Source organism: Bacillus sp. RC240, assembly GCF_044907945.1.
In the GTDB taxonomy this organism is placed as follows: Bacteria; Bacillota; Bacilli; order Bacillales; family Bacillaceae_G; genus Bacillus_A; species Bacillus_A mycoides.
In genome coordinates this window covers 66,022-88,627 of record NZ_JBIYCT010000007.1, presented here as the reverse complement: position 1 = coordinate 88,627, position 22,606 = coordinate 66,022, and the positions used below count along the sequence as shown (strand labels likewise).

Annotated in this window: 23 protein-coding genes and 1 other annotated feature; of the genes, 17 read left to right on the top strand and 6 right to left on the bottom strand. The window is 36.4% G+C overall.

Annotated features, from left to right (window positions below; translation table 11 throughout):
• Positions 1-191 precede the first annotated feature (191 nt).
• The 5 genes from ABH955_RS21140 to ABH955_RS21120 all read left to right on the top strand — a co-directional run bounded on the left by ABH955_RS21140 (position 192) and on the right by ABH955_RS21120 (position 1,780).
• The gene (locus ABH955_RS21140; RefSeq protein ID WP_404491627.1) at positions 192-563 is read left to right on the top strand and encodes a DnaJ family domain-containing protein; all 372 of its coding nucleotides are present in this window, start codon (positions 192-194) and stop codon (positions 561-563) included.
• Positions 564-574: 11 nt separating this feature from the next.
• Positions 575-889, top strand: a complete 315-nt coding sequence (locus ABH955_RS21135; protein ID WP_404457646.1) for a thioredoxin family protein — start codon at positions 575-577, stop codon at positions 887-889.
• 13 nt (positions 890-902) lie between these two features.
• On the top strand, positions 903-1,157 hold the full coding sequence (locus ABH955_RS21130) for a hypothetical protein (protein WP_113937985.1): 255 nt from the start codon (positions 903-905) through the stop codon (positions 1,155-1,157).
• Positions 1,158-1,269: 112 nt separating this feature from the next.
• Positions 1,270-1,416 (top strand): histidine kinase, encoded by a 147-nt coding sequence (locus tag ABH955_RS21125; RefSeq protein ID WP_404457651.1) that lies wholly within the window; start codon positions 1,270-1,272, stop codon positions 1,414-1,416.
• A gap of 112 nt (positions 1,417-1,528) precedes the next feature.
• Positions 1,529-1,780, top strand: coding sequence for a helix-turn-helix transcriptional regulator (locus ABH955_RS21120; protein ID WP_002010192.1), 252 nt, complete (start codon positions 1,529-1,531; stop codon positions 1,778-1,780).
• 75 nt (positions 1,781-1,855) lie between these two features.
• Here ABH955_RS21120 and ABH955_RS21115 read toward each other — a convergent pair whose 3' ends face one another.
• Both ABH955_RS21115 and ABH955_RS21110 read right to left on the bottom strand, forming a co-directional pair.
• Positions 1,856-3,139 (bottom strand): MFS transporter, encoded by a 1,284-nt coding sequence (locus tag ABH955_RS21115; protein WP_404491625.1) that lies wholly within the window; start codon positions 3,137-3,139, stop codon positions 1,856-1,858.
• A gap of 108 nt (positions 3,140-3,247) precedes the next feature.
• Positions 3,248-4,561 (bottom strand): alkaline phosphatase family protein, encoded by a 1,314-nt coding sequence (locus ABH955_RS21110; RefSeq protein ID WP_404457657.1) that lies wholly within the window; start codon positions 4,559-4,561, stop codon positions 3,248-3,250.
• 154 nt (positions 4,562-4,715) lie between these two features.
• Between ABH955_RS21110 and ABH955_RS21105 the strand changes: the two genes are divergently transcribed.
• Both ABH955_RS21105 and proS read left to right on the top strand, forming a co-directional pair.
• Positions 4,716-5,009, top strand: coding sequence for a YesK-like family protein (locus tag ABH955_RS21105; protein WP_002124993.1), 294 nt, complete (start codon positions 4,716-4,718; stop codon positions 5,007-5,009).
• A 93-nt stretch (positions 5,010-5,102) separates the two neighbouring features.
• Positions 5,103-5,310 (top strand) — a binding site (T-box leader).
• A 45-nt stretch (positions 5,311-5,355) separates the two neighbouring features.
• Positions 5,356-6,786 (top strand): proline--tRNA ligase, encoded by a 1,431-nt coding sequence (proS, locus tag ABH955_RS21100; protein ID WP_404446788.1) that lies wholly within the window; start codon positions 5,356-5,358, stop codon positions 6,784-6,786.
• Positions 6,787-7,056: 270 nt separating this feature from the next.
• Here the strand turns inward: proS and ABH955_RS21095 are convergent, their stop codons facing one another.
• Positions 7,057-8,151: an LPXTG cell wall anchor domain-containing protein gene (locus ABH955_RS21095; protein WP_404491624.1), complete on the bottom strand. Its 1,095-nt coding sequence runs from the start codon at positions 8,149-8,151 to the stop codon at positions 7,057-7,059.
• A gap of 207 nt (positions 8,152-8,358) precedes the next feature.
• On the opposite strand from ABH955_RS21095, the gene ABH955_RS21090 reads away from it, so the two are divergent.
• From ABH955_RS21090 to ABH955_RS21060, 7 genes are all read left to right on the top strand, one after another.
• Positions 8,359-9,237, top strand: coding sequence for an ROK family protein (locus ABH955_RS21090; protein WP_404491622.1), 879 nt, complete (start codon positions 8,359-8,361; stop codon positions 9,235-9,237).
• Between the two features lie 128 nt (positions 9,238-9,365).
• Positions 9,366-9,962, top strand: coding sequence for a TerD family protein (locus ABH955_RS21085; RefSeq protein WP_404491621.1), 597 nt, complete (start codon positions 9,366-9,368; stop codon positions 9,960-9,962).
• A gap of 26 nt (positions 9,963-9,988) precedes the next feature.
• A complete protein-coding gene (locus tag ABH955_RS21080) occupies positions 9,989-10,573 on the top strand; it encodes a TerD family protein (RefSeq protein WP_002010225.1) in 585 nt (194 codons plus the stop codon).
• An 80-nt stretch (positions 10,574-10,653) separates the two neighbouring features.
• Complete coding sequence (locus ABH955_RS21075) at positions 10,654-11,232, top strand: TerD family protein (protein WP_002010227.1); 579 nt, start codon at positions 10,654-10,656, stop codon at positions 11,230-11,232.
• Positions 11,233-11,305: 73 nt separating this feature from the next.
• Positions 11,306-12,097, top strand: a complete 792-nt coding sequence (locus ABH955_RS21070) for a TerC family protein (RefSeq protein WP_002139507.1) — start codon at positions 11,306-11,308, stop codon at positions 12,095-12,097.
• A gap of 110 nt (positions 12,098-12,207) precedes the next feature.
• On the top strand, positions 12,208-13,839 hold the full coding sequence (locus ABH955_RS21065) for a YceG family protein (RefSeq protein ID WP_016093408.1): 1,632 nt from the start codon (positions 12,208-12,210) through the stop codon (positions 13,837-13,839).
• An 18-nt stretch (positions 13,840-13,857) separates the two neighbouring features.
• Positions 13,858-14,940, top strand: a complete 1,083-nt coding sequence (locus ABH955_RS21060; RefSeq protein WP_002029585.1) for a toxic anion resistance protein — start codon at positions 13,858-13,860, stop codon at positions 14,938-14,940.
• 34 nt (positions 14,941-14,974) lie between these two features.
• On the opposite strand, the gene ABH955_RS21055 is transcribed toward ABH955_RS21060, so the two are convergent.
• The gene (locus ABH955_RS21055) at positions 14,975-17,641 is read right to left on the bottom strand and encodes a cation-translocating P-type ATPase (protein ID WP_404491620.1); all 2,667 of its coding nucleotides are present in this window, start codon (positions 17,639-17,641) and stop codon (positions 14,975-14,977) included.
• 192 nt (positions 17,642-17,833) lie between these two features.
• Positions 17,834-18,058 carry a DUF1128 domain-containing protein gene (locus ABH955_RS21050; RefSeq protein ID WP_113937976.1) on the bottom strand — a complete coding sequence of 75 codons (225 nt, stop codon included), beginning with the start codon at positions 18,056-18,058 and terminating at the stop codon, positions 17,834-17,836.
• A 175-nt stretch (positions 18,059-18,233) separates the two neighbouring features.
• Here ABH955_RS21050 and ABH955_RS21045 point away from each other — a divergent pair, with 175 nt between their 5' ends.
• The 3 genes from ABH955_RS21045 to ABH955_RS21035 are packed head-to-tail and all read left to right on the top strand — an operon-like array spanning position 18,234 to position 20,142.
• The gene (locus ABH955_RS21045) at positions 18,234-18,698 is read left to right on the top strand and encodes a low molecular weight protein-tyrosine-phosphatase (protein ID WP_002139513.1); all 465 of its coding nucleotides are present in this window, start codon (positions 18,234-18,236) and stop codon (positions 18,696-18,698) included.
• Between the two features lie 53 nt (positions 18,699-18,751).
• The gene (locus tag ABH955_RS21040) at positions 18,752-19,267 is read left to right on the top strand and encodes a DUF4075 domain-containing protein (protein ID WP_002063654.1); all 516 of its coding nucleotides are present in this window, start codon (positions 18,752-18,754) and stop codon (positions 19,265-19,267) included.
• Positions 19,268-19,272: 5 nt separating this feature from the next.
• Positions 19,273-20,142: a YihY/virulence factor BrkB family protein gene (locus ABH955_RS21035; protein WP_002063656.1), complete on the top strand. Its 870-nt coding sequence runs from the start codon at positions 19,273-19,275 to the stop codon at positions 20,140-20,142.
• 183 nt (positions 20,143-20,325) lie between these two features.
• Here the strand turns inward: ABH955_RS21035 and ABH955_RS21030 are convergent, their stop codons facing one another.
• Positions 20,326-22,251, bottom strand: coding sequence for a heavy metal translocating P-type ATPase (locus ABH955_RS21030; RefSeq protein ID WP_404449297.1), 1,926 nt, complete (start codon positions 22,249-22,251; stop codon positions 20,326-20,328).
• Positions 22,252-22,606 lie beyond the last annotated feature (355 nt).

The following is a 22,606-nucleotide window of genomic DNA, read 5'->3' as shown; positions in this document are numbered from 1 at the left end:
GTGAAACTTTAATCAGTGGGGGTTTTGTTCATCCTCCACTGATTATCAGCCCTCACCAATCGGGAGTTTTACTGCCCGGCAAATAGCTGGATAAACCTGGAAAAATTTTACGAAGTCAATCTTGAATGACGTAGCAGGATGATGAAATTTCATGTAAAACAATAGTGAAAATATGTAAAGGAGGGGATAGTGTGGATGTGTTTTTGAACATTGCTGAGGAAAAAATTCGTCAAGCAATACGGAATGGTGATCTTGATAATATTCCGGGAAAAGGAAAACCACTACAATTAGAAGATCTTTCAATGGTACCTCCAGAATTAAGAATGAGTTATAAAATCTTGAAAAATGCAGGAATGATTCCACCAGAAATGGAAATGCAAAAAGATATATTGAAAATAGAGGATTTAATCGCTTATTGTTATGATGAGGCAGAGAGAAAAAAATTACAAGAAGAGTTAACGGTAAAAACGCTGCGCTTTCAGCAGTTAATGGAAAAGAGAAAGATTAAAGATAGTTCAGTATTTCGTATGTATCAAGATAAAGTATTTCGTAAATTACGCTAAGAGGGAATAAGATGAATACATTTGAAACGATAGAAGAATTAGCGACATATATTGAAGAACAACAATTAGTACTTCTGTTTATTAAAACGGAAAATTGTGGTGTTTGTGATGTTATGTTACGGAAAGTAAATTATGTATTAGAGAATTATGATTACGTAGAGAAAGTAGAGATATTACTTCAAGACATGCAAGAGATTGCAGGGCGATATGCGGTATTTACAGGGCCGACAATTTTATTATTTCATAATGGAAAAGAGATCCTTCGTGAATCGCGCTTTATTTCGCTTGAAAATATTGAGAGAGTACTTCAGTTGGTAAAAAAATAAGGGAGGTTTTTATATGGGGTTTGTTATAGCGGCATTACTATTTTGTGCTTTAATTTGGATGATTGCAGCATCAGTTAAATCAAATAATCGAAGAGTAAACCTTACTAAAAAGAGTAATACACATAGTACGTCTAACACCTCCTCACCATCATTTTTCTTTGCTGGATCTGATAGTAATAGTTCACATGATGGCGGGCATTCACATGATTGCGGAGGGTCTTTTGGCGGAGATAGTGGAGGTAGCTGTGGTGGAGGCGGCGGTGATTGATGAGAATACGCCCTATAGGGGGCGTATTTCTTTTTAAACAAACGTTTAATTAGTTGGCTTACATATGCATAAAAACAGTTAAACAAACGTTTGATTAAATTTTATAAACGTAATGTGGGGAAGTGAACCGAAAGTAAAAAACAAAGGGAAAGTAGCATTAATCTTATTAGTTGCTGGAGGTGTATTTTTTGTTAAACTCGGGCTTAAATTTGGAACGATACATTTCAGTCGAGTTTGGTTTGAAAATACATTTTCTTAAATAAAGAAGAGGACGCAAATCAAAAGGAGTTAACCAATTCTTTAATTTCGAAATAAGTATCGTGAGGGAGCATGTTTGTTCCCTTTTTCTATGGCAATCTTTTGACAATGAAATGTACCAACTATATACTGATGATGTAAAAACGATTTTACAGGTTAGGAGAAACGGTGTGAAAAATCAAATCTATGAATTGCGCACTGCAAATAATATTTCACAAGGTGCATTAGCGGATAAGTGTAACGTATCAAGACAGACGATAAATGCAATTGAGAATAATAAATATGATCCAAGCTTAGCGCTAGCATTCCGGTTAGCAGAAGTATTAGGAACAACTGTCGATAAACTATTTTTGTACAAGCTTTAGAGTTTTTAATTGTGGGGCGTTATCGTTAAAAATATAAGAAAAAGATCCCCTTCTTGTGTGAAGGGGATCTTTCTCTTATATTGTTTTAGTTTTCGGATTAGGTGGTGTAACGGACGTATCATTTTCGGGTACTCTAGTTAATAAGAATCCACCGATAATAAATAAGACAATAATACTAAGGACACCAGCGTTTGTTTTTCCTGTTAATTGTGTTGTGACACCAACTAATACCGGACCCATAATTGCCGCGAATTTACCAAAGATATTATAAAATCCGAAGAATTCATTTGCAGATTCTTTCGGTACTAGTTTTGCGAAATAAGAACGGCTAAGTGCTTGAATCCCGCCCTGAGAAGTAGCAACTAACATTGCTAAAATCCAGAAATCAAACGTCGTTTTTAAGAAATAAGCATATGTGCAAATAACGATATAAATGATAATGCCGACATATAGCATTTTTTTACCGGTAAATGTTTCCGATAGTTTTCCATATAATAAAGCAAATGGACAAGCGACAATTTGTGTTACAAATAAGATGATTAATAGATTGGTTGCACTAATACCGAGATCTGTTCCGTAAGCAGTAGACATAGTGATAATTGTATCTACCCCATCAATGTAGAAAAAGTAAGCTATTAGGAACATAAATACAGTTTTATATTCTTTAATATTTTTAAACGTATTAGCAAGGCGCTTGAAGCTCATTGCAATTGGTCTTGGATGACGTTCAATATAGTGTGTTTGCTCTACATTTTTTAGCATTGGTATCGTAAATAGTCCCCACCAAAGAGCTGTTATTGCAAAGGAAATTTGACTAGCAATTCCGACTGATAAGGGGATAGTTCCTTTTTGAGCAAGAATAATAAGAGCAATACAACCGATAAAAGGAATTGTGCTCCCAATGTAACCTAATGCAAAACCTCGCGTAGAAATTCGGTCCATTCTATCTCCAGAGGTAACATCTACTAGAAATGCATCATAAAAAATATTTGCTCCAGCAAAGCCAACTAATGCGAGCATATAGCATCCTAGTAATAAGTACCACTGAGATGTTGGAACAACTGCTAGCATACTTGTAAATACGATACCGAGTCCAAAGAAGAATGTGAAAAATCGTTTTTTAAATCCCTTATAATCAGCAACCGTGCCGAGAATAGGAGCGAGTATAGAAATTAAAAGTGTAGCGAACGAGTTTGCATATCCCCAATAGGCTGTTGAAGTTGCACCAGATAGTCCAGCTTCTTTTGCAGCTGCTTTAAAGTAAATTGGAAATAATGCAGTTGTAATGACGAGCGAATATACCGAGTTCGCCCAATCATATAATATCCAGCTTTTTTCTTGTCTGGACATTTTTTTCATATAATGTTCCCCCTTAAATTTGTTCTACTAACAGTGTACAAAAATAAAAATTGTAAAAAGAGAAACAGTGATGATTTTTACATAACTTTTACATATATACACAGTTCTTTACAATTGAAGTAAATCCTCTACAATTGCTCCGTCTGTTTCACCTAAGTGCAAACCGAGTAACCTAGCAATAGTGGGACCTTCATCAATCAGTCTCATATACGGGATTGTAACGCCACTTTGAATGCCTTTCCCAGCAGCCATAAAAATTGTTTCATAGTTAGGTTTTGTTGGGGAATATCCATGTGTTCCAAATGTATATTTCTTACTAGAAGTAACATCTTTTTTAGTAATTTCTTTTATGAAATCACCTGTATAATTTTCAATGAAGTAATAACCTTCCATGGCTTCTAGCATAAATAAGCAATTACCATCAGCACCACGTTCTTTTGCATCTTCATCGTGCAGAATAAATTCAATTCCATTTTGTTTATCCTGAAGAAGCTCTTCAAGAAGAAGTTGAATCTCTTTAATCGTTTCAGTATCATTTTTATCCTTTACATGTACGTAGGCAGATCCATCACAGCTTTGGCAATAAGCTTTCCAATCGTGTATTTTTCCACTTTTATTTACGGATATAAGTCCTTTTTGACCGAATAGGACATTTAATTGGATTGCTTTGTTTTCACTTAAAGCGCTATGATCGCCAAGTGCAATAATTGTACTTTCTTCGTATATCCCGCTTTCTTTTAATGCATGAATAATTTTTCCAAGGCGTTCGTCGTGTCTATGGATTGCAGCTACTGTTTCCTCGGACTCGAAGCCATGGTAATGTCTTTGCGTATCTAAATCAGTAAAATGTACAAACATAACATTAGGCTTTTTCGTCCGGATTGTATGTACGGCAGAAGCAAGGACGAAATCATCAAGCTCAGGCTGTGACAATCCATTTCGTATATGGCCGAAACGACGATTTAAATCTAATTGATATAGCGGGCTACCGCTAAATAATGAAACTAAAATTTGATTTTGCCACGCTCTATTTGGAAAAATTTCTGGTAAATTGTAATCGATATTTGCTCTTCCAGTAACAGGCCATAGAAGGGCTGCTGTCGTTAAATTTGCTTTGCGTGCTTCATCATATAAAGTTGTTCCTTTAATGGACTTTCGATACCAATGCCAATCTGGTGAATCACGTCCTGGTTGAAGTAATGTATTGCTGACAACGCCATGCTTATTAGGATAATTACCGGTTACGATTGTTGAGTGGCTTGGATATGTTACAGAAGGATAAATTGGCTCCACTTTTTTCGCAATCGCGCCCCTTTTTATTAAAGTTTGGAAATTAGGTAGTTTTTGTAATATAGGAAAATCTAAAGCTGATAAGCAGTCGAAAGATAAAATAATGACGCGATTTGTTAATGCTTTATCCATAAAGTTTCCCTCCTGATTATATAAAACCTATTTTTATATATTACTATTAATACCTGGTAATAAAAATATATTTTTGAATAAAATTTTGTTATTTATTTTCAGAAAAATTAAACATATAATAAGTATAAGGGAATGAATGGAAGGAGGGAATACTATGGATTGGCTAGATGGATTTGGTATCTTTTACATCATTGGTGGAGTCACCGTTCTCCTTGTATTTTTTATGTCATATTTACTAAAGAAACGTTTTCCAGACAAACAGTTTGATATTATATTTGCACTTAGTTTAGTACTTCTTTGTTTAGCTTTCTTTCCTGTAACAATGATCGCTATTGGTGGTTGGGAAGGAATGGGATACGGATTTATTTGTTTCTTCGTTTTAATTGGTACACTAATTGGTATGGTTGCTCATCAACTTGTAAAAATAGTTCGGAAAAGTTACGTATAAAACAGTGATAATTGAAAATAATGTATAAAAATAAGAAAATTGGCTCTTGTTTTGAAATAAAATTTATATTATGATATTCAACAAATTTATTTTGTTATAACGATGAAAAAGGAATAGTACATGTCTTACCTTTTTGCAGAGAGAGAATCCTTTTGGCTGGAAGATTCTTAAAGAGGCGATATGGAACCTACCTTTGAGTTCTGCATATGCAGCGGGAAATTCCCGTTATCAAAAAGAGAGCATACTCAATTTTTTTGTGTATGAATCAGGGTGGTAACGCCGACAAAGCTCGGTCCCTATTTGGGGACGCGGGCTTTTTCTATTTTCTAAAGGAGGAAGAATAACTATGGTAAAAGAACAAGTACAAGCCATTACGAAAATGGAAGAAGACTTTGCTCAGTGGTATACCGATATTGTAAAAAAAGCGGAGCTTGTTGATTATTCAAGTGTGAAAGGTTGTATGATTTTACGTCCATACGGTTATGCATTATGGGAAAATATGCAGAAAGTGATGGATGAAAAATTAAAAGAATCTGGTCATGAAAATGTGTACATGCCAATGTTCATTCCAGAGAGTTTATTACAAAAAGAGAAAGATCATGTTGAAGGATTTGCTCCTGAAGTAGCGTGGGTTACTCATGGCGGAGATGAGAAATTGGCGGAAAGACTTTGTATACGCCCTACATCTGAAACTCTATTCTGTGAGCATTTTTCAAAAATTGTTCAATCATATAATGATTTACCAAAGTTATATAACCAGTGGTGTTCAGTAGTTCGTTGGGAGAAGACGACGAGACCATTCCTTCGTACAACTGAATTTTTATGGCAAGAAGGTCATACGATTCATGAAACGGCAGAAGAATCTCAAATTGAAACATTAAATATTTTAAATCTATATGCTGCTTTTTGTGAAGAGTATTTAGCGATTCCGGTTATTAAAGGGCAAAAAACAGAAAAAGAAAAGTTTGCAGGAGCGAAGGCAACTTATACGATTGAAAGTTTAATGCATGATGGAAAAGCACTTCAAACAGGAACATCTCATAACTTTGGAACGAATTTCTCTGAAGCATTTGATATTAAGTTTTTAGATCGTAACGGTAAATGGCAATACGTACATCAAACATCTTGGGGTGTATCAACAAGAATGATAGGTGGACTTATTATGGTTCATAGCGATAATAACGGACTTGTAATGCCACCGAAAGTCGCTCCAGTACAAGTTGTTATCGTTCCTATTGCTCAGCACAAAGAAGGTGTGTTAGACAAAGCAACAGAGTTGCAAGGACGTATTCAGAAGGTTGCACGTGTAAAAATAGATGCTAGCAATAAAACACCTGGCTGGAAATTTAATGAGTATGAAATGAAGGGTGTTCCAATTAGATTAGAAGTTGGTCCAAAGGATATTGAAAAGAATCAAGTTGTACTTGTAAGGCGAGATACGAAAGAAAAAGAGTTTATAGCAATGGATCAATTAGAAGAGCGCATCCCATCATTACTTGAGGAGATTCATCATTCTTTATTTAGTAAAGCAAAAGTATTTAGAGATGAGAGTACTTATAGTGTGACGAATTTCGGAGAGATGAAAAAAATAGTTGATGAAAAACAAGGGTTTATTAAAGCGATGTGGTGCGGAGAACTAGCTTGTGAAGAAAAACTAAAAGAAGAAATTGGAGTATCTTCACGTTGTATTCCGTTCGAACAAGAAAGTTTAGCTGACGAATGTATTTGCTGTAGTAAAAAAGCGAAGCAGATGGTGTATTGGGGAAAAGCGTATTAATACTCTTGCTACTAGATGACAAAAAGGACCTTTGATTGCATAATAAAATGCAATCAAAGTCCTTTTTAGTTTTATCCCGTTATTTTCCAGGTAGTAAAACTCCCACTTCAAAATTCGGCTGGAGCAAAGAAGTTAGGTGGGAGCCCTGCTGCCCGTAAAAGCCCGATTGGTGAAGGCTAATAATCAGTGGGGGATGAACAAAATCCCCACTGATTAAAGTTTCACTTTATAATCTGTTTCATGTATTTTTAGATGGAAGGATGATTTTTTTTATTTTGCGTTTTTACGACGAATAAATAGTAACACACCAATTAGGAATGTTGAAAGTCCCATTAAAATAGATGCAGGATAATGTGTTGCAGTATTAGGCAACTTATTGCCTTGTTTTGTTGCATTATCTTTTGCGTTACCGCTTTGAGAGCCGCTATCGCCTTTAACACGGTTGCCGCCCTGAGAGCCATTACCACCTTGAGAACTGCTGTCGCCTTTAACGCGGTTACCTCCCTGAGAGCCACTGCTACCAGAACCATTGCCACCAGAGCCGTTGCTACCAGAGCCGTTGCCACCAGAACCATTGCCACCAGAACCATTGCCACCAGAACCATTGCCACCAGAACCGTTGCCACCAGAACCATTGCCACCAGAACCATTGCCACCAGAACCACTGCCGCCAGAACCACTGTCACCAGAACCATTGCCACCAGAACCACTGCCGCCAGAACCACTGTCACCAGAGCCATTACCGCCAGAACCACTACCGCCAGAGCCATTGCCACCAGAGCCGTTACCGCCAGAGCCGTTACCGCCAGAACCACTGCCACCAGAGCCATTGCCGTCAGAACCACTGCCGCCAGAACCACTACCACCAGAACCGTTGCCGCCAGAACCGTTGCCACCGGAGCCATTATCGCCAGAACCACTGCCGCCAGAGCCGTTGCCACCAGAGCCGTTACCGCCAGAACCACTGCCACCAGAGCCATTGCCGTCAGAACCACTGCCGCCAGAACCACTGCCACCAGAACCGTTGCCGCCAGAACCGTTGCCACCGGAGCCATTGCCACCAGAGCCATTGCCACCAGAGCCATTGTCACCAGAACCATTGTCACCAGAACCATTGTCACCAGAACCACTGCCACCAGAGCCACTGCCGTCAGAACCGTTGCCACCAGAACCACTATCGTCCTGAGAGCCATTGTTTCCTGGAGGTTTATTATTATCTTTTGAATTACCTTCTGCTAAATTATCGTTATGTTGTACAATAGCGTTTGTTATTGGATTGAAGTTTTCAGTTGCAGCATTACCAATATTTAAGCCACTAAAAAAGGATAAAGAAAGTGTTGATGCTAAAATGAATATTTTTGTCATTGTTTTCCTCCTGAAGAAAAAATTATTGTTCCATCTAAAATACACCCCTTTGTAATATTTCATAGGAAAAAGAGTTTTATGCAAAAAAAACTATAAATAGAAAAAGGTGGTGTATTTCTAAAGGGAGAAAAGAGTTAATGTAAATTCCTTGCAGACAGTAGAGTGATGGAGAATTTACACTCATAACAGTAGAGGAAGTGGCAACGGATGAAAGAATATATTGCATTTGATATTGGTGGTACGCAAATTAAATATGGAATTGTTTCAGAAATAGGTGTAGTACTAATACATAAAAAGGTCCCGACAGAAATTCACTTGGGCGGGGAACAAATTGTTCAAAAGCTTATATATTTATCAAAAAAGTTAATGACTGAATATACTATTTCCGGAATTGGTATTAGTACAGCGGGAATTGTTGATATTAATAAAGGAGTTATAACGGGAGGTGTGGATCATATTCCACGTTATGCTAATATTTCTATTGTTGAGAGATTACAAGAAGTATTAAAAGTTCCTGTATCTATTGAAAATGATGTTAATTGTGCAGCCTTAGGAGAGAAATGGAAAGGTACAGGGAGGGGAGAAAGCGATTTTATTATGCTTACGCTTGGAACGGGCATTGGTGGAGCAATTGTTATAAATGGAGAGTTATACCGTGGACATTCGTTTGGCGCTGGGGAATGGGGGAACATGTTAATAGAAGGGAAATCTTTTGAGGAGGTTGCCTCAATTTCGGGATTAATTCGTCTTGTACGAAGATATAAAGGTAAAAAGGAGTGGGATGGTAAAACAATTTTCGAATTATATGATAAGGGTGATAGCGGTGTTACTCAAGCCGTGAAGATTTTCTTTAAACATTTGGCGATTGGTATTAGCAATCTTGCTTATATTTTTAATCCGAAAATGATTATTATTGGTGGGGGAATTACTGAAAGAGGCGATGATTTCTTAAATGAAGTGAAGGAAGAGATAGGAACATACTTAAATCAAGAGATTTATAGTAATTGTGAGATTAAACTTGCGCAAAGCGGTAATTGTGCAGGAATGATTGGCTCTATTTACCACTTATTACATCAGTATAAATAAATATAGTATCTGTTTTCATATAATTGAGAATTTATCCTTTTTCTCATTAGATAAATAATGCTACAATATAAGAGAAGAATACAATGTTTTCCGAGTTGGAAAATGCTTTGTAGAAAGGAAGAAACTTCATGCCTATTATTTTAGAAAAAGGACAAAAGATTGATTTAACGAAAGGACAACCTAGAGTAGCGAAAATGCAGGTTGGCTTAGGCTGGGATCCAATTGGGCAATCAGGTGGATTTCTGTCTTCATTATTTGGAAGTAAACCAAATGTAGATTGTGATGCATCAGTTGTTATGTTAGAAGGGGATCGTTTTTTAAACAAAAATGATTTAGTTTACTTCGGCAACAAACTTTCTACTTGTGGTAGTATCATTCATTCAGGAGATAATTTAACAGGTGAAGGCGCTGGTGACGACGAAACAATTTTCGTAGAATTACATAAAGTTCCGAGCCGTATTAATCGTCTAGTATTCGTTGTAAATATTTATGACTGTGTAAATCGTCGTCAAGATTTTGGGATGATTCGCAATGCATATATTCGTATTCAAAACCCACAAACAGGTGAAGAATTAGCGCGTTATAACTTGTCAGATAATTATGCTGGCAAAATGACTTTAATTGCAGGTGAAATATACCGACATGGAAACGAATGGAAGTTTTCAGCAGTGGGAGAAGGAACACAAGATAAAAACTTAAGTGAAATTGTATCACGTTACCAATAAAATAAACCAAGGAGGAATAGTATAATATGGCATCTATTTCATTGAAAAAAGGACAAAAGGTAGACTTAACAAAAACAAATCCAGGTCTTTCGAAAGTTCTTGTAGGACTTGGTTGGGATACGAATCGTTATGATGGACAAAACGATTTCGATTTAGATGTTAGTATCTTCTTAGTAGGTGCTAACGGTAAAGTTTCAGGAGCAGAGGATTTCGTCTTCTATAATAATCCAAAAGGTGCGAATGGTGCTGTAGAGCATTTAGGAGATAACCGTACAGGCGAAGGTGAAGGCGACGATGAAACAATTAAAATAGACTTAAAAAATGTTCCTGCTAACATTGAGCGTATTTGTTTCACAATTACAATTTATGATGGAGAAGGCCGCAGTCAAAACTTCGGACAAGTTTCTAATTCTTTCGTACGTATTATGGATGAAGAAAAGAATGCAGAATTAATTCGTTACGATTTAGGAGAAGATTTCTCTATTGAAACAGCTGTAGTAGTAAGCGAATTATACCGTCACGCAGGTGAATGGAAATTCAATGCAATCGGAAGTGGATTCCAAGGTGGATTAGGTTCTCTATGTAATAACTTTGGTTTAGATGTAGAGTAATAGATTTATATATCCATCAGTGAAACGCGTATTTACTGATGGATATATTTTTAAAAATTAAAATATAGAGGTGAATATATATGGTTATTCAATTGCAAAAAGGACAGAAAATAGATTTAGCTAAAACAAGCCCAGGTTTATCAAGAGCAGTAATTGGTCTTGGATGGGATATTAAATCTTATGATGGTGGATCTGATTTTGATTTAGATGCATCTGCCTTTTTATTAGATGCGAACGGGAAATGTACGAAGGAAACTGATTTTATTTTCTATAATAATTTACAGTCTCCTTGTGAATCAGTTTTACATACAGGAGATAACCGTACAGGTGCAGGTGACGGTGATGATGAGCAACTTGTTGTCGATTTGAAAAAGGTTCCAGCAGATGTTCATAAAATTGCTATTACAGTTACAATTTATGATGGTGAAGGCCGTAATCAAAACTTTGGACAGGTTGCAAATGCATTCGTTCGTTTAGCAAATGAAGAAACAAACGAAGAAGTTCTTCGTTTTGATTTAGGGGAAGATTTCTCCATTGAAACAGCAGTTGTCTTTTGTGAATTATATCGTCATAATGGACAGTGGAAGTTTAGTGCAGTAGGAAGTGGATTCCAAGGTGGATTAGGTGCACTTGTAAGAGCGTATGGCTTGGATGCGTAAGAAGGGAAACGGCATTCGTTTCCTTTTTTTGACCTTTCTATAAATCTAGCAAAGAATAGGGGATAAAGGTAAGATGAGTATTTTGCAAGGAATCCTTGATACGTATGCTCAGTTTTTCGACTTGGACATGTGGATTAAAGTGTTACAAGATCCAGTATCTTGGGGGTTAATAGGTACACTTGTTGTACTTGAAGGGTTATTATCTGCTGACAATGCACTTGTGTTAGCGGTAATGGTAAAACATCTTCCAGAAGAAAAACGAAAAAAAGCATTATTCTATGGACTTATTGGAGCTTATGTATTTCGTTTTATTGCAATTGGAATCGGAATGTTCTTAATTAAATTGGCATGGGTAAAAGTGTTAGGTGCACTTTACTTAGCTTGGCTATCAATTAAATACTTCATTGATAAACGAAAAGGTAATGCAGAAGAAGAGGAAGCTCATGGTATGAACCAAAATAGTATTCTCTTCAGAATGTTTGGTGTCTTCTGGGGAACGGTTGCGATGGTTGAGTTAATGGATATTGCGTTCTCTGTAGATAGTGTACTTGCTGCATTTGGTGTATCGAATGAAGTTTGGATTTTACTATTAGGTGGAATGCTCGGTATTTTAATGATGCGCGGTATCGCTGGCGTATTCTTAAAATTGTTAGAGCGTATTCCAGAACTTGAAACGACAGCATATATTTTAATCTTAATTATTGCAGCAAAAATGCTACTGTCTGTCGTTCATATTGAAGTAAGTCATATGCTGTTCTTTATTATTTTAGTTATAGCGTTTGGAGCAACATTTATACTTCACTACATGAAGAATTCTGGACAAGCTAAAGAAGAAGTTGCAGCTACTAAAAATGAACATAAATAATTGAAATGGGTTTGCTCGTTATGCGAGCGCCCATTTTTTATAACTAAAAATAGTTTATAATAGAAGAGAGACTTTATAAAAAACGTAAATGTTTTTGGAGGTGAACTGTTGTGTTTTCACGTTTTACACTTCAACCATGTGCATTAAAAGATGAATCAGATTTAAAGCAATTTGAAGCGCTTTTAGAAAAACGCCCACAATATGAACTGACAGAGAATGAGATGAAATTTAGTTACATAGCAAGTCGCATTCTTGGTGTTCCGAATGATGTAGATGAATATTTCAATGAACTATTTGATTATAATGAAGCAAAAGGGATCGAGGTTTTGCATGAACAAAATTTAAATAAGGTGATTGATCCCGAAAAACTGCGCCATATTCAAGAAGTTTTTGCATTACATCAAGAAGCGCCGAATGGACTTACAGTAAATAGGCTTGTAGCACATTTGTCTGGAAAACAACTATTACCGCAAGTAGACAATCCTGATTTACAGCATTATATACATACGACGTTTATTTCTGTATTGAAATTGTATGAGAAACAACATAATCAATCTTTAAAAACAGAAGGATTCCGGCGTTTCTTAATCGATATGATTAAATTAAGTGAAAATTACGTAGCGAAGTGGTTCTCTACGATTAATTATAAGAAACAAATGCCGCGTGTCGTTTGGTACGGTGATGCGACGGAGAGCCGTATATATTTCTTATACTTTCTTATTATGCTCGGTTGCGATGTGCTTTATTATCACCCAGAAGGAAAAGATGGATTTGAGAGTGTAGATGAGGAAGGAAAGACCTTTGTCGTATCTCATTCAGGCCGTATTTCATTGGAACCATTTCCTGATCGGCGTCGTGAACGCGTCGCAACGGTAGCTTATCAAGCTTCAAAAGAAATCGAGCAAGTACTTCACCACGATAATTCATTATTATATAAACCATGGCAATTCCGTTCGTATACACCTGTAGCCCGTACGCTCAAAACGACGTACGATGAACTCTTTTTAATTACGAAAGAAAAGGCATTTGTACGTCCAACATTCTTTGTTGAAAATAAGCATATTTATATTCCTTCTTTATTTGCAAAAATATCAGGTGTTTCAAAGAATGATAAAGAATATTTTCAGCGATTAAAGGCTGTTACATCATTTGATAACAGTTTCTTGATTAATACATTCCCGTTTACGAAAGAACAAAAAGCGAATTTCCAATATCATTATCGAGATGCATTGGACCGCGCAGGGAAGTTACATCCGGATTTAATTATGAACAGCCATTGGTGGCCACATAAGCGTTTACCAGAAGGATTACAACATGGTATTGCAGAAGCAATGATCCATACGTGCGAAAGTGAAATGTGTAAACCAATTGCGAAAGAGACGAAACAAGATGTAGCACTGTATGTTTTCGCACAACTCTCTCAAATACCACCGAACATTTTAGAGCAGCTTGAGAAATTTGATTATTCGCAAGAAGTACCGAAAATTGTTATATTTAATAATGAGAAGAGCGGAGAATTAAGTCGTTCTGATGCTGTGTTATTACTATTTTTAAATCAAATTGGAGTAGATGTATTCCACTTTAATCCAACGGGGAGAAACGATATTGAACCGTATATTCAATCAGGAGCATTTGATTCACATTGGCTTGAAGAAGTTAATTTCGATCTTGAATTTCATGGTTCATCAGCCTATAAAAATTTATCACAAACAATAAAAGGACTATTTCGTCCATTTTTATAAGGAAAGGGAGAATACCATATGAATAACCCAGTCGTACTAGATTCGAAAACAGAATTGAATGAGCAAACCGCACAAGATGTTCGCTTGCAACTTAGACAAGATGCAGAAGTGCAACGTATTTATAACGCAGTAGATATTAAAGATCAATTAGAATTAATTGAACTCGGAAAAGAACCTTCTATGGAAATTTCACGTTTCGCTGATCAAATTTTACATACAATGTCTTTATCGAAAGTAGAAGACTCAGGTGAATTATTAAAGCAGCTCGGTAAAATTATGGACAGATTTGATAGTAAAGACTTTGCGGAAGAGAAAAGTGGTTTCTTCTCACGTATGTTCAAAAAAGCAGATAAAATGATTGAACAAATCTTTAGTAAGTATCAGACGATGGGTCGCGAGATGGATAAAGTATACGTAGAAATTACGAAGTATCAAGATGAAATGAAAAAATCAATTGGTACGTTAGATGGTTTATATGAGCAAAACTTAAAGTATTATTTAGACTTAGAAAAATACGTAGTAGCTGGGGAAATGTTATTAGAGCGTTTAAATACAGAGTTAGTTCCGATGTACGAAGAGCGCATACGTAATAATGATCAGTTGGCGGGTATTGAATTAGAATCGCTTAAAAACTCTGTTGAAATTTTAGAACAACGTATTGATGATTTAGAAAAAGCTCGTATGGTTGCTCTATTAACAGCACCACAAATTCGTATGATTCAACGCGGTAACAATAAATTAATCGGTAAAATCAATACGGCATTTATTACAACGATTCCTATCTTTAAAAATGGTATCATTCAAGCGGTAAATGCGAAACGTCAAAAGCTTGTTGCGGACTCTATGGCTGAACTTGATCGCCGTACAAATGAATTACTTAAGAAAAATGCACAAAATATCGCAACTCAAAGTGTGGAAGTAGCGAGATTATCAGGTTCTTCTAGTATTAAGATGGAAACACTTGAGGAAACTTGGAACATTATTTCAAGAGGTATGCAAGAAACACAACAAATTGAAGAGCAAAATAAACGTGAGCGTGAAGAAAGCCGCAAGCGCATGGCTACATTAACAGAGAACATCAAAAAAGAATTACAAGGATAAAGAAAAGGCAATGAGGAACAGTCCTCATTGCCTTTTAGTTTCTCTTAACTAATTTAATGATTTCATTCACAACAAGCGGAATGATACTTAACAAGAGAACAAATCCCCAATCTCGCATTGTTAATGCATGCACACCAAATATATTGGCAAGAGGTGGGATGGAGATGATACACACTTGCATAAGAACACCGATTAGAAATGAGAAGACTAAATATTTATTTGTAAATATCCCAATTGAAAAAATTGATTTCGTTCTTGAACGTAAGTTAAATGAATGAACGAGTTGAGAAAAACTAAGAACGACAAATGCCATCGTTTGGGCGTGTAATAGAGCGTCTTCATCAATTTGATCTGGGAAGAGAGGAAATAAATTTGTATCTCCTGTATAGAGCTTTGCCCCAACGATAAAGGCTGTTAAAGTAAGAAGTCCAATTACAACCCCATTGAAAATAAGAAAAGGAACGCTGCCGCTAAATAAGCTTTCTTTCGCATGTCGTGGTTTTTCCTTCATCACATCTGGATCTTCAGGATCAACACCGAGTGATAATGCAGGCAGTGTATCTGTAATTAAATTTACCCACAAAATGTGAATAGGGCGTAGTGGTGTTGCCCAGCCGAGTAAAATAGCTAAAAAGAGAGCTATAATTTCGCCGAAGTTACAAGAGAGTAGGAAGAGAATAGACTTTTTAATATTACGATAAATATTTCTTCCTTCTTCAACAGCTTTCACAATAGATGAGAAGTTATCGTCTGTTAAAACTACATCTGCTGCGCCTTTTGCGACATCTGTTCCTGTAATTCCCATTGCTACTCCAACGTCTGCTTGTTTTAAAGATGGAGCATCATTTACACCGTCACCAGTCATGGAAACGATATTTCCTTTAGCACGTAATGCTTTTATAATCTTCACTTTATGTTCTGGAGAGACCCTAGCGAATACATTTAAGTGATTAATTTTACTTGCTAGTTCTGTATCTGGAATGGTATCTAATTCAGTTCCAATCATGATTTCAGATATTTCTTCAGCAATGCCAAGTTCTTTGGCAATTGCAAAGGCGGTATCCTTATGATCACCCGTAATCATAACTGTGCGAATACCAGCCTTTTTACATTCTGTAATTGAATCTTTTACTTCTGTACGTGGTGGATCAATCATACCGACAAGACCGATAAAGATGAGATTTTCTTCGAGATGATTTATATCCATATCGTTTAAATCGTATCGTTTATATGCGAATGAAAGTACTCTTAAGGCTTCTTGCGACATTGACCCGGCAGCTTCTAATATTTGATTTTTATCAGAATCTTTTAGGACCTCAAGTTTATTATTTATAAAGATATGGGTACAGTGAGGTAAAAGTTTATCAATAGCACCCTTCGTCATGCTATAGTAGCCTTCATCGTACGTATGTACAGTTGACATCATTTTACGATCAGAATCGAAAGGCAATTCGTTAACACGTTCATGTTTATTTTCTAAATGATCTTTTTGAATGTTAAAAGAGCTTCCGGCAACAAGAAGGGCAATTTCTGTAGGATCCCCTGTTTGTGAGTCGGCACCGTAAGAGGCATCGTTGCATAAAACCATATTTTCTAATAATAGACGGTGTGCATCATTATTTACATTCAAATTTTCTAGCTGGTCGTATGTGCGATCACTATAAAAGTGAGTAACGGTCATTTTATTTTGAGTTAATGTACCTGTTTTATCTGAACAAATAATTGTGACAGAACCGAGAGCTTCAACAGCTGGTAGTTTACGAATGATAACGTTTTGTTTAATCATACGCTGAACACCAATTGCAAGAACGATGGAAACGATAGCTGGTAAGCCTTCTGGAATGGCTGCAACAGCTAAACTAATTGCGGTCATAAACATTTCTAACGTATCCCGGCCCTGTAAAAAACCGATGAGAAACATAGTAGTGCAAATAGCTACAGCGACAAATCCTAAATATTTTCCTACTTGTGCTAAGCTTTTTTGAAGTGGTGTCATATCATCGTCTGCTTCATGTAAAAGGGTAGCGATCTTGCCAATTTGTGAGTTCATCCCAGTTTCAACAGCAACGCCGACGCCACGTCCGTATGTTACTAGCGTCGACATAAAAGCCATGTTTTTTTGATCGCCTAACGGTACTTGTTCATCACTTTGCATGGAAGGATGGTAGACTGCATCTTTATCAACGGGGACAGATTCACCAGTTAGAGCAGATTCTTCAACCTTTAAATTAGCAGTTTCGATAAGCCGTAAATCACATGGTATATATCGTCCGGCATCAAGCATAACGATATCACCTGGAACGACGTGCTCAGATGGAATCTCTTTTAGTTCACCATCTCGCTTTACGATAGCTTTAGGTGTTGCCATCTTTTTCAATGCTTCTAAAGCCTGTTCCGCTTTCGATTCTTGGATTACACCAATAACAGCATTTAAAACTACAACGAGCGCGATAATACTTGCATCGGCCCATTCACCTACAAAGGCGGAAATAAGGGAAGCGATAATAAGGACATATACGAGGACGTCATTAATTTGGGCGAAAACGCGCTGCCATAAAGTACGTTTTTGCTTGGTAGCTAATTCATTAGAACCATATTGCTTTAAACGTTCATTTACGATTTTATCTGTTAAACCGTGTTGTTCATTTGTTTCTAGGTCGATTAATGTTTGATTTTTCGTCTTACTGTACCAATTGCTCATAAGTAAGCACCTCCAGTAAAAACAGTTAGCAATGGTAGTGTGGCAATTTTTTTAGAGTAGTATGTATGGAGAAAAAATCTAAGGTGAGGTTCTACTTTCATTGTACAGTAATTTAGAATGTGAGGAGGAAAAGAGAAGAGTTGTCATGAATTTGTTGAAATTAAAAGAGCCTCGAATACGTGAGGCTCTTTGTCATTTTTTAATTAATGTACCTAATTCCTCAGTAATAGCTTGCATTTCACTAATACTGAATGTTTCACGTTTCATAACGTGCTCATAAATGTCACGTAAGTCCTCGTACATTTCTTCGTTAAAACTAGCAGCTCTCATTGCTCCAGCATTAACCATGCGTAATTTTTCTTTAATAGCTTCTACCATATATTCAACGTTTACTTCTGATTTTACGGATAAATCCACCGAAGTGTCCCCCTTTAAAATAACATAAGGCTATCTTAACATTTTTTTATCATTTTCGTTAATGAAACTTTTCAATCCTATTAAATTAGTAGGGATTTCCTTTATAATTAATAATTGGTTGTTTATACTATAGATATATATTAAGAAATGCACCAAGAAGGGAAGAGACAAAAATATGGTCCGAGTATTGTTTGTTTGTCTTGGGAATATTTGTCGTTCTCCAATGGCAGAAGCAATTTTTCGAGATTTTGTCGTAAAAGAGGGACTCGAAGAGAAAATTGTCATTGATTCTGCAGGAACTGGAGATTGGCATATTGGTCATCCACCACATAAAGGAACAAAAAAAATTTTAAAAGAAAATGAAGTCTCTTTTGAAGGAATTAAAGCACGGCAAGTAGAAAAAGAAGACTTAACAAAGTTTGATTATATTATTGCCATGGACAACAAGAATATAGCGGATTTAAAAAGTTTTGGTAAAACTGGAGGCTATATTGGTAGACTGTCCGATTTTGTTCCAGACGGTGGCTGGACAGACGTTCCTGACCCTTACTTTACAGGGAACTTCCAAGAAGTGTATGACCTTGTAACAGAAGGGTGTGCAAAGCTAGTAGCTTTCATTCGAAATGAACAAGGAATATGAGGAAGCTTAGAAAGTAATACTTTCTAATATAAGAAATGAAAGGGTGAAGGAATATGGCAAAGAAAAATAATATTGCTCGAAACATTGCGATTGGTGTAGCTGCAGGTGTAGCTGTATCTATGTTAAAGAAAGAAAACCGTGAAAAAGTAAAAAACACGGCAGAAAAAGCAAAAACAAAGATGATTGAAATTGGTGAAAATTCGAAGATAAAAGAAAAAGTGCAAACTGTTACAGATAAAGGACGCGAACTTGCTGATTTTAATGTAGTGAAAGCGAAAGTAGCAGAAATCAAAAAATTGACGCCGTCTGTTGTAGAAACGTTAAAAGAAACGAAAGAAATTTTTAGTAAGAAAAAAATCGTGCCAGTAGAAAAGCCGGAAACGATTGAAATTCAAGCTGTATCTCCAAAGGTAGATGAGCTTAAAGCAGAAGAAGAGCCAGTGGTAGCTGAAGATGGTGGTATGAAAGAAGCGCGTGAATTATTTATGAAAGACTCAAATGCAGAGGAAAAAAAAACTGAAGCATACATTGAGCTAAAGCAAAATAAAGAAGAGAAGAAAAGCGTCTAAAAAATATGAGGAAATTTCTAGAAAAAGCAAAAAGAAATCGCACTTTTTCGTTTGGGAAAGATTTATATGACCGGACGATGCGCGATGATGTAGCGGGCTTAGCAGCACAGCTCGCTTATTTCTTCTTGCTTGCGATTTTCCCTGGGCTTGTTTTCTTAATTACGCTTCTTGGCTTTATTGACCTTCAAACAGAAAGTGTGCTCAATTTATTAGAACCGTACGTACCAGAAGATGCGATGAATTTAATTGAAGTAAACGTAGATAAAGTTGTAAACGAACAAAATGGTGGTTTATTATCATTCGGTTTACTATCGATGTTATGGTTTGCTTCAAACGGGGTGAATGCGGTTATGAACGCTTTTAACCGTGCTTATGATGTAACAGAAACCCGTTCTTTTATTAAAACAAGAGCTTTATCTATCGTGTTCACGTTAGCGATAATTTTTATGATTGTGTTTGCACTAATCGTCCCAGTATTTGGACAAGTGATTGGGGCAGCCGTGTTTAAAGCAATTGGTTTATCGGATAGTTTTTCTTATGTTTGGAGTATTACGCGTTTAGTAGCAAGTTTCTTTGTCTTAATCGCTTTGTTTAGCTTTTTATATACATTTGCGCCTGATCGGAAATTAAAGCGAAGAGAAGTCATATCGGGAGCAATATTTGCTACTGTAGGATGGATTGTGGTATCGTACTCATTTGCCTATTATGTAGATAAATTTGCAAATTACGCTAATACATATGGTGGTCTCGGTGGTATCATTATTTTAATGTTATGGTTTTACTTAACTGCGTGGGTAATTTTACTTGGCGGTGAAATTAATGGTTTACTCCATCATTATAGAACGGGTGACAATAATTCCCGTAATGAAAAATGAGCTCTTGTTCCATAATAAAAGGGAACAGGGGGGATATTTCATGAGTAATAATAAAAAGAACCACAATAATAAAAGTAATAATAAACAAAAGAGCAGTTCGCATCCAAAGCATAAAACGAGCAGTAGTGCGAACGGTCACAATAGCTACCATTAAAAAAAAACGGGTCCTTTATCAGGGACCCGTTACTTATTTCCTTTTAATAATCGTAAGCCATTCAAGATTACAAGAATGGTACTTCCTTCATGTCCAATAACACCGAATGGAAGAGCTAAAAACTGCAAGAAATTAGAACAAATCAGCATTGCAATGACAGCTAAAGAGAAGATAACGTTTTGCCTCACAATACGGTTCATTCGTTTTGATAAACGGATTGCTTGAGAGAGACGAGATAATTCGTTTTTCATAAGAACAACGTCTGCAGTCTCTAATGCTACGTCTGTTCCTTCACCCATTGCAACACCAATACTAGAAGTAGCGAGTGCAGGTGCATCGTTTATACCATCTCCAACCATGGCGACTATGCCGTACTTTTCTTTTAACTGCTTTATCGTTTCAACTTTTGTTTCCGGTAAACATGATGCGTAATATTCTTTTATATTACTTTCATTGGCAATTGCTTTTGCTGTTTCTTCATTATCACCAGTAATCATGATTGCTTCGACACCAATGCTTTGCAAATCACGAATAGCCGCTATCGTTTCTTGGCGAAGGGTATCTTTTAAAGCGATCAGTCCAAGAATACCATCCTCATCACTAATATAAACGACAGTTTTCCCCTCTTTTTCAAGTGAAGCAGAAATGCCATTATGAAATGTCTTTGTTTCTTCTCCAATAAAATCAGCTTTACCAATTTTATAAGATTTGTTTTCTAATATTCCTTTTAATCCAAAACCAGTTACATCTTCAACGTTTTCTGGTTTTTTTATCGTAATGTCGTAAGCATGTTTTGCATATTTAACAATCGCTTCTGCTAAAGGATGTGTAGAGTGACTTTCAATCGCTGCTGTAATAGAAAGTACTTCACTTTCTGCTATGCCTTCTCGAACATATACATCTGTTACAGTAGGTTTTCCTTGTGTTAATGTTCCTGTTTTATCAAAGGCAATCGCCTTTACTGAAGCTAGACGTTCTAAATGAATACCACCTTTAAAGAGAATACCGTTTCTCGCTCCGTTTGAAATTGCTGATAAAGTTGCCGGTGTAATGGCTGCAACTAGCGCACAAGGAGAAGCGACTACAAGTAAGATCATCGCGCGATAAAACGTTTCATTCCAACTCCAATCAAGTAAGAAATGAGGAACAAACATCATAAGCGCAACAACAAGTAGTACACCTTTTACGTATGTTCCTTCAAATTTTTCGATGAATAGTTGTGATGGGGATTTTTCGCTTTGTGCACTTTGAACGAGACGAATAATCTTTTGGAATAATGTTTGATCGCTCGGCTTCGTAATTTTAACTTCAATAGCACCACGTAAATTTACAGTGCCGGCAAATACTTCATCGCCGAATTTTTTCTCATTCGGAATGGGTTCTCCTGTAATAGCAGCTTCATCAATATTTGTTTCACCAGTATGAATTGTGCCATCAGCAGGAACACGCTCACCTGGCTTAATTAAAATAATATCGTTAATTTGTAATTGTTCAACTGGAACACGTTCCTCAATTCCGTTTGAAATACGTAATGCTTCTTCAGGTTGTAGATCAAGAAGCGCGGAAATTTCTTTTTGGCTTTTACTTAATGTATAAGATTCCATTGCTCCGCTTAATGCAAAGATGAAGATTAAAATAGCACCTTCTGCCCAGTAACCGATAACTGCGGCGCCGATAGCTGCAAAAATCATGAGCATTTCAACATTTAGCTCTTTCTCTTCAATTGTGTCTTCAATACCTTCTTTTGCTTTTGCAAATCCTCCAACTACATAAGCAAGGATATATAAAGTAATACCTGCACTTATTGCATCATTTTTTGTGAATAACCAACCAGCTAAAATAAAAATACCAGATGCGATTGCAAATATAAGTTCATAATGTTTCTTTAATGTATCCCATAAAGAGGGATGAGAAATATCTTTTTGTGCTTGTAATGTTTTTACTTCTACGTTCATTAATACTCGCTCCTTCCGAATTCTTATTGAGAAAAAGAATCAAAATCGAAACCCCTATAAAACGACGAAAGCTGCCATCCATAATGGATAGCAGCATTTCTGTTGAATCTGGTTTTAATAGTTATTATATTGTAATTATTCTATAGTATAGCATATGTTTTTCTTAGATGATATGTTTTTGTTTTAGTATAAAGTGAAACTTTAATTAGTGGGGGTTTTGTTCATCCCACGCTGATTATTAGCCCTCGTCAATCGGGCTTTTACGGGCAGCAGGGCTCCCACTTAACTTCTTTGCCCCAGCCGAATTTGGAGGTGGGAGTTTTACTGCCCGGCGAATAGCGGGATAAACTGAAAA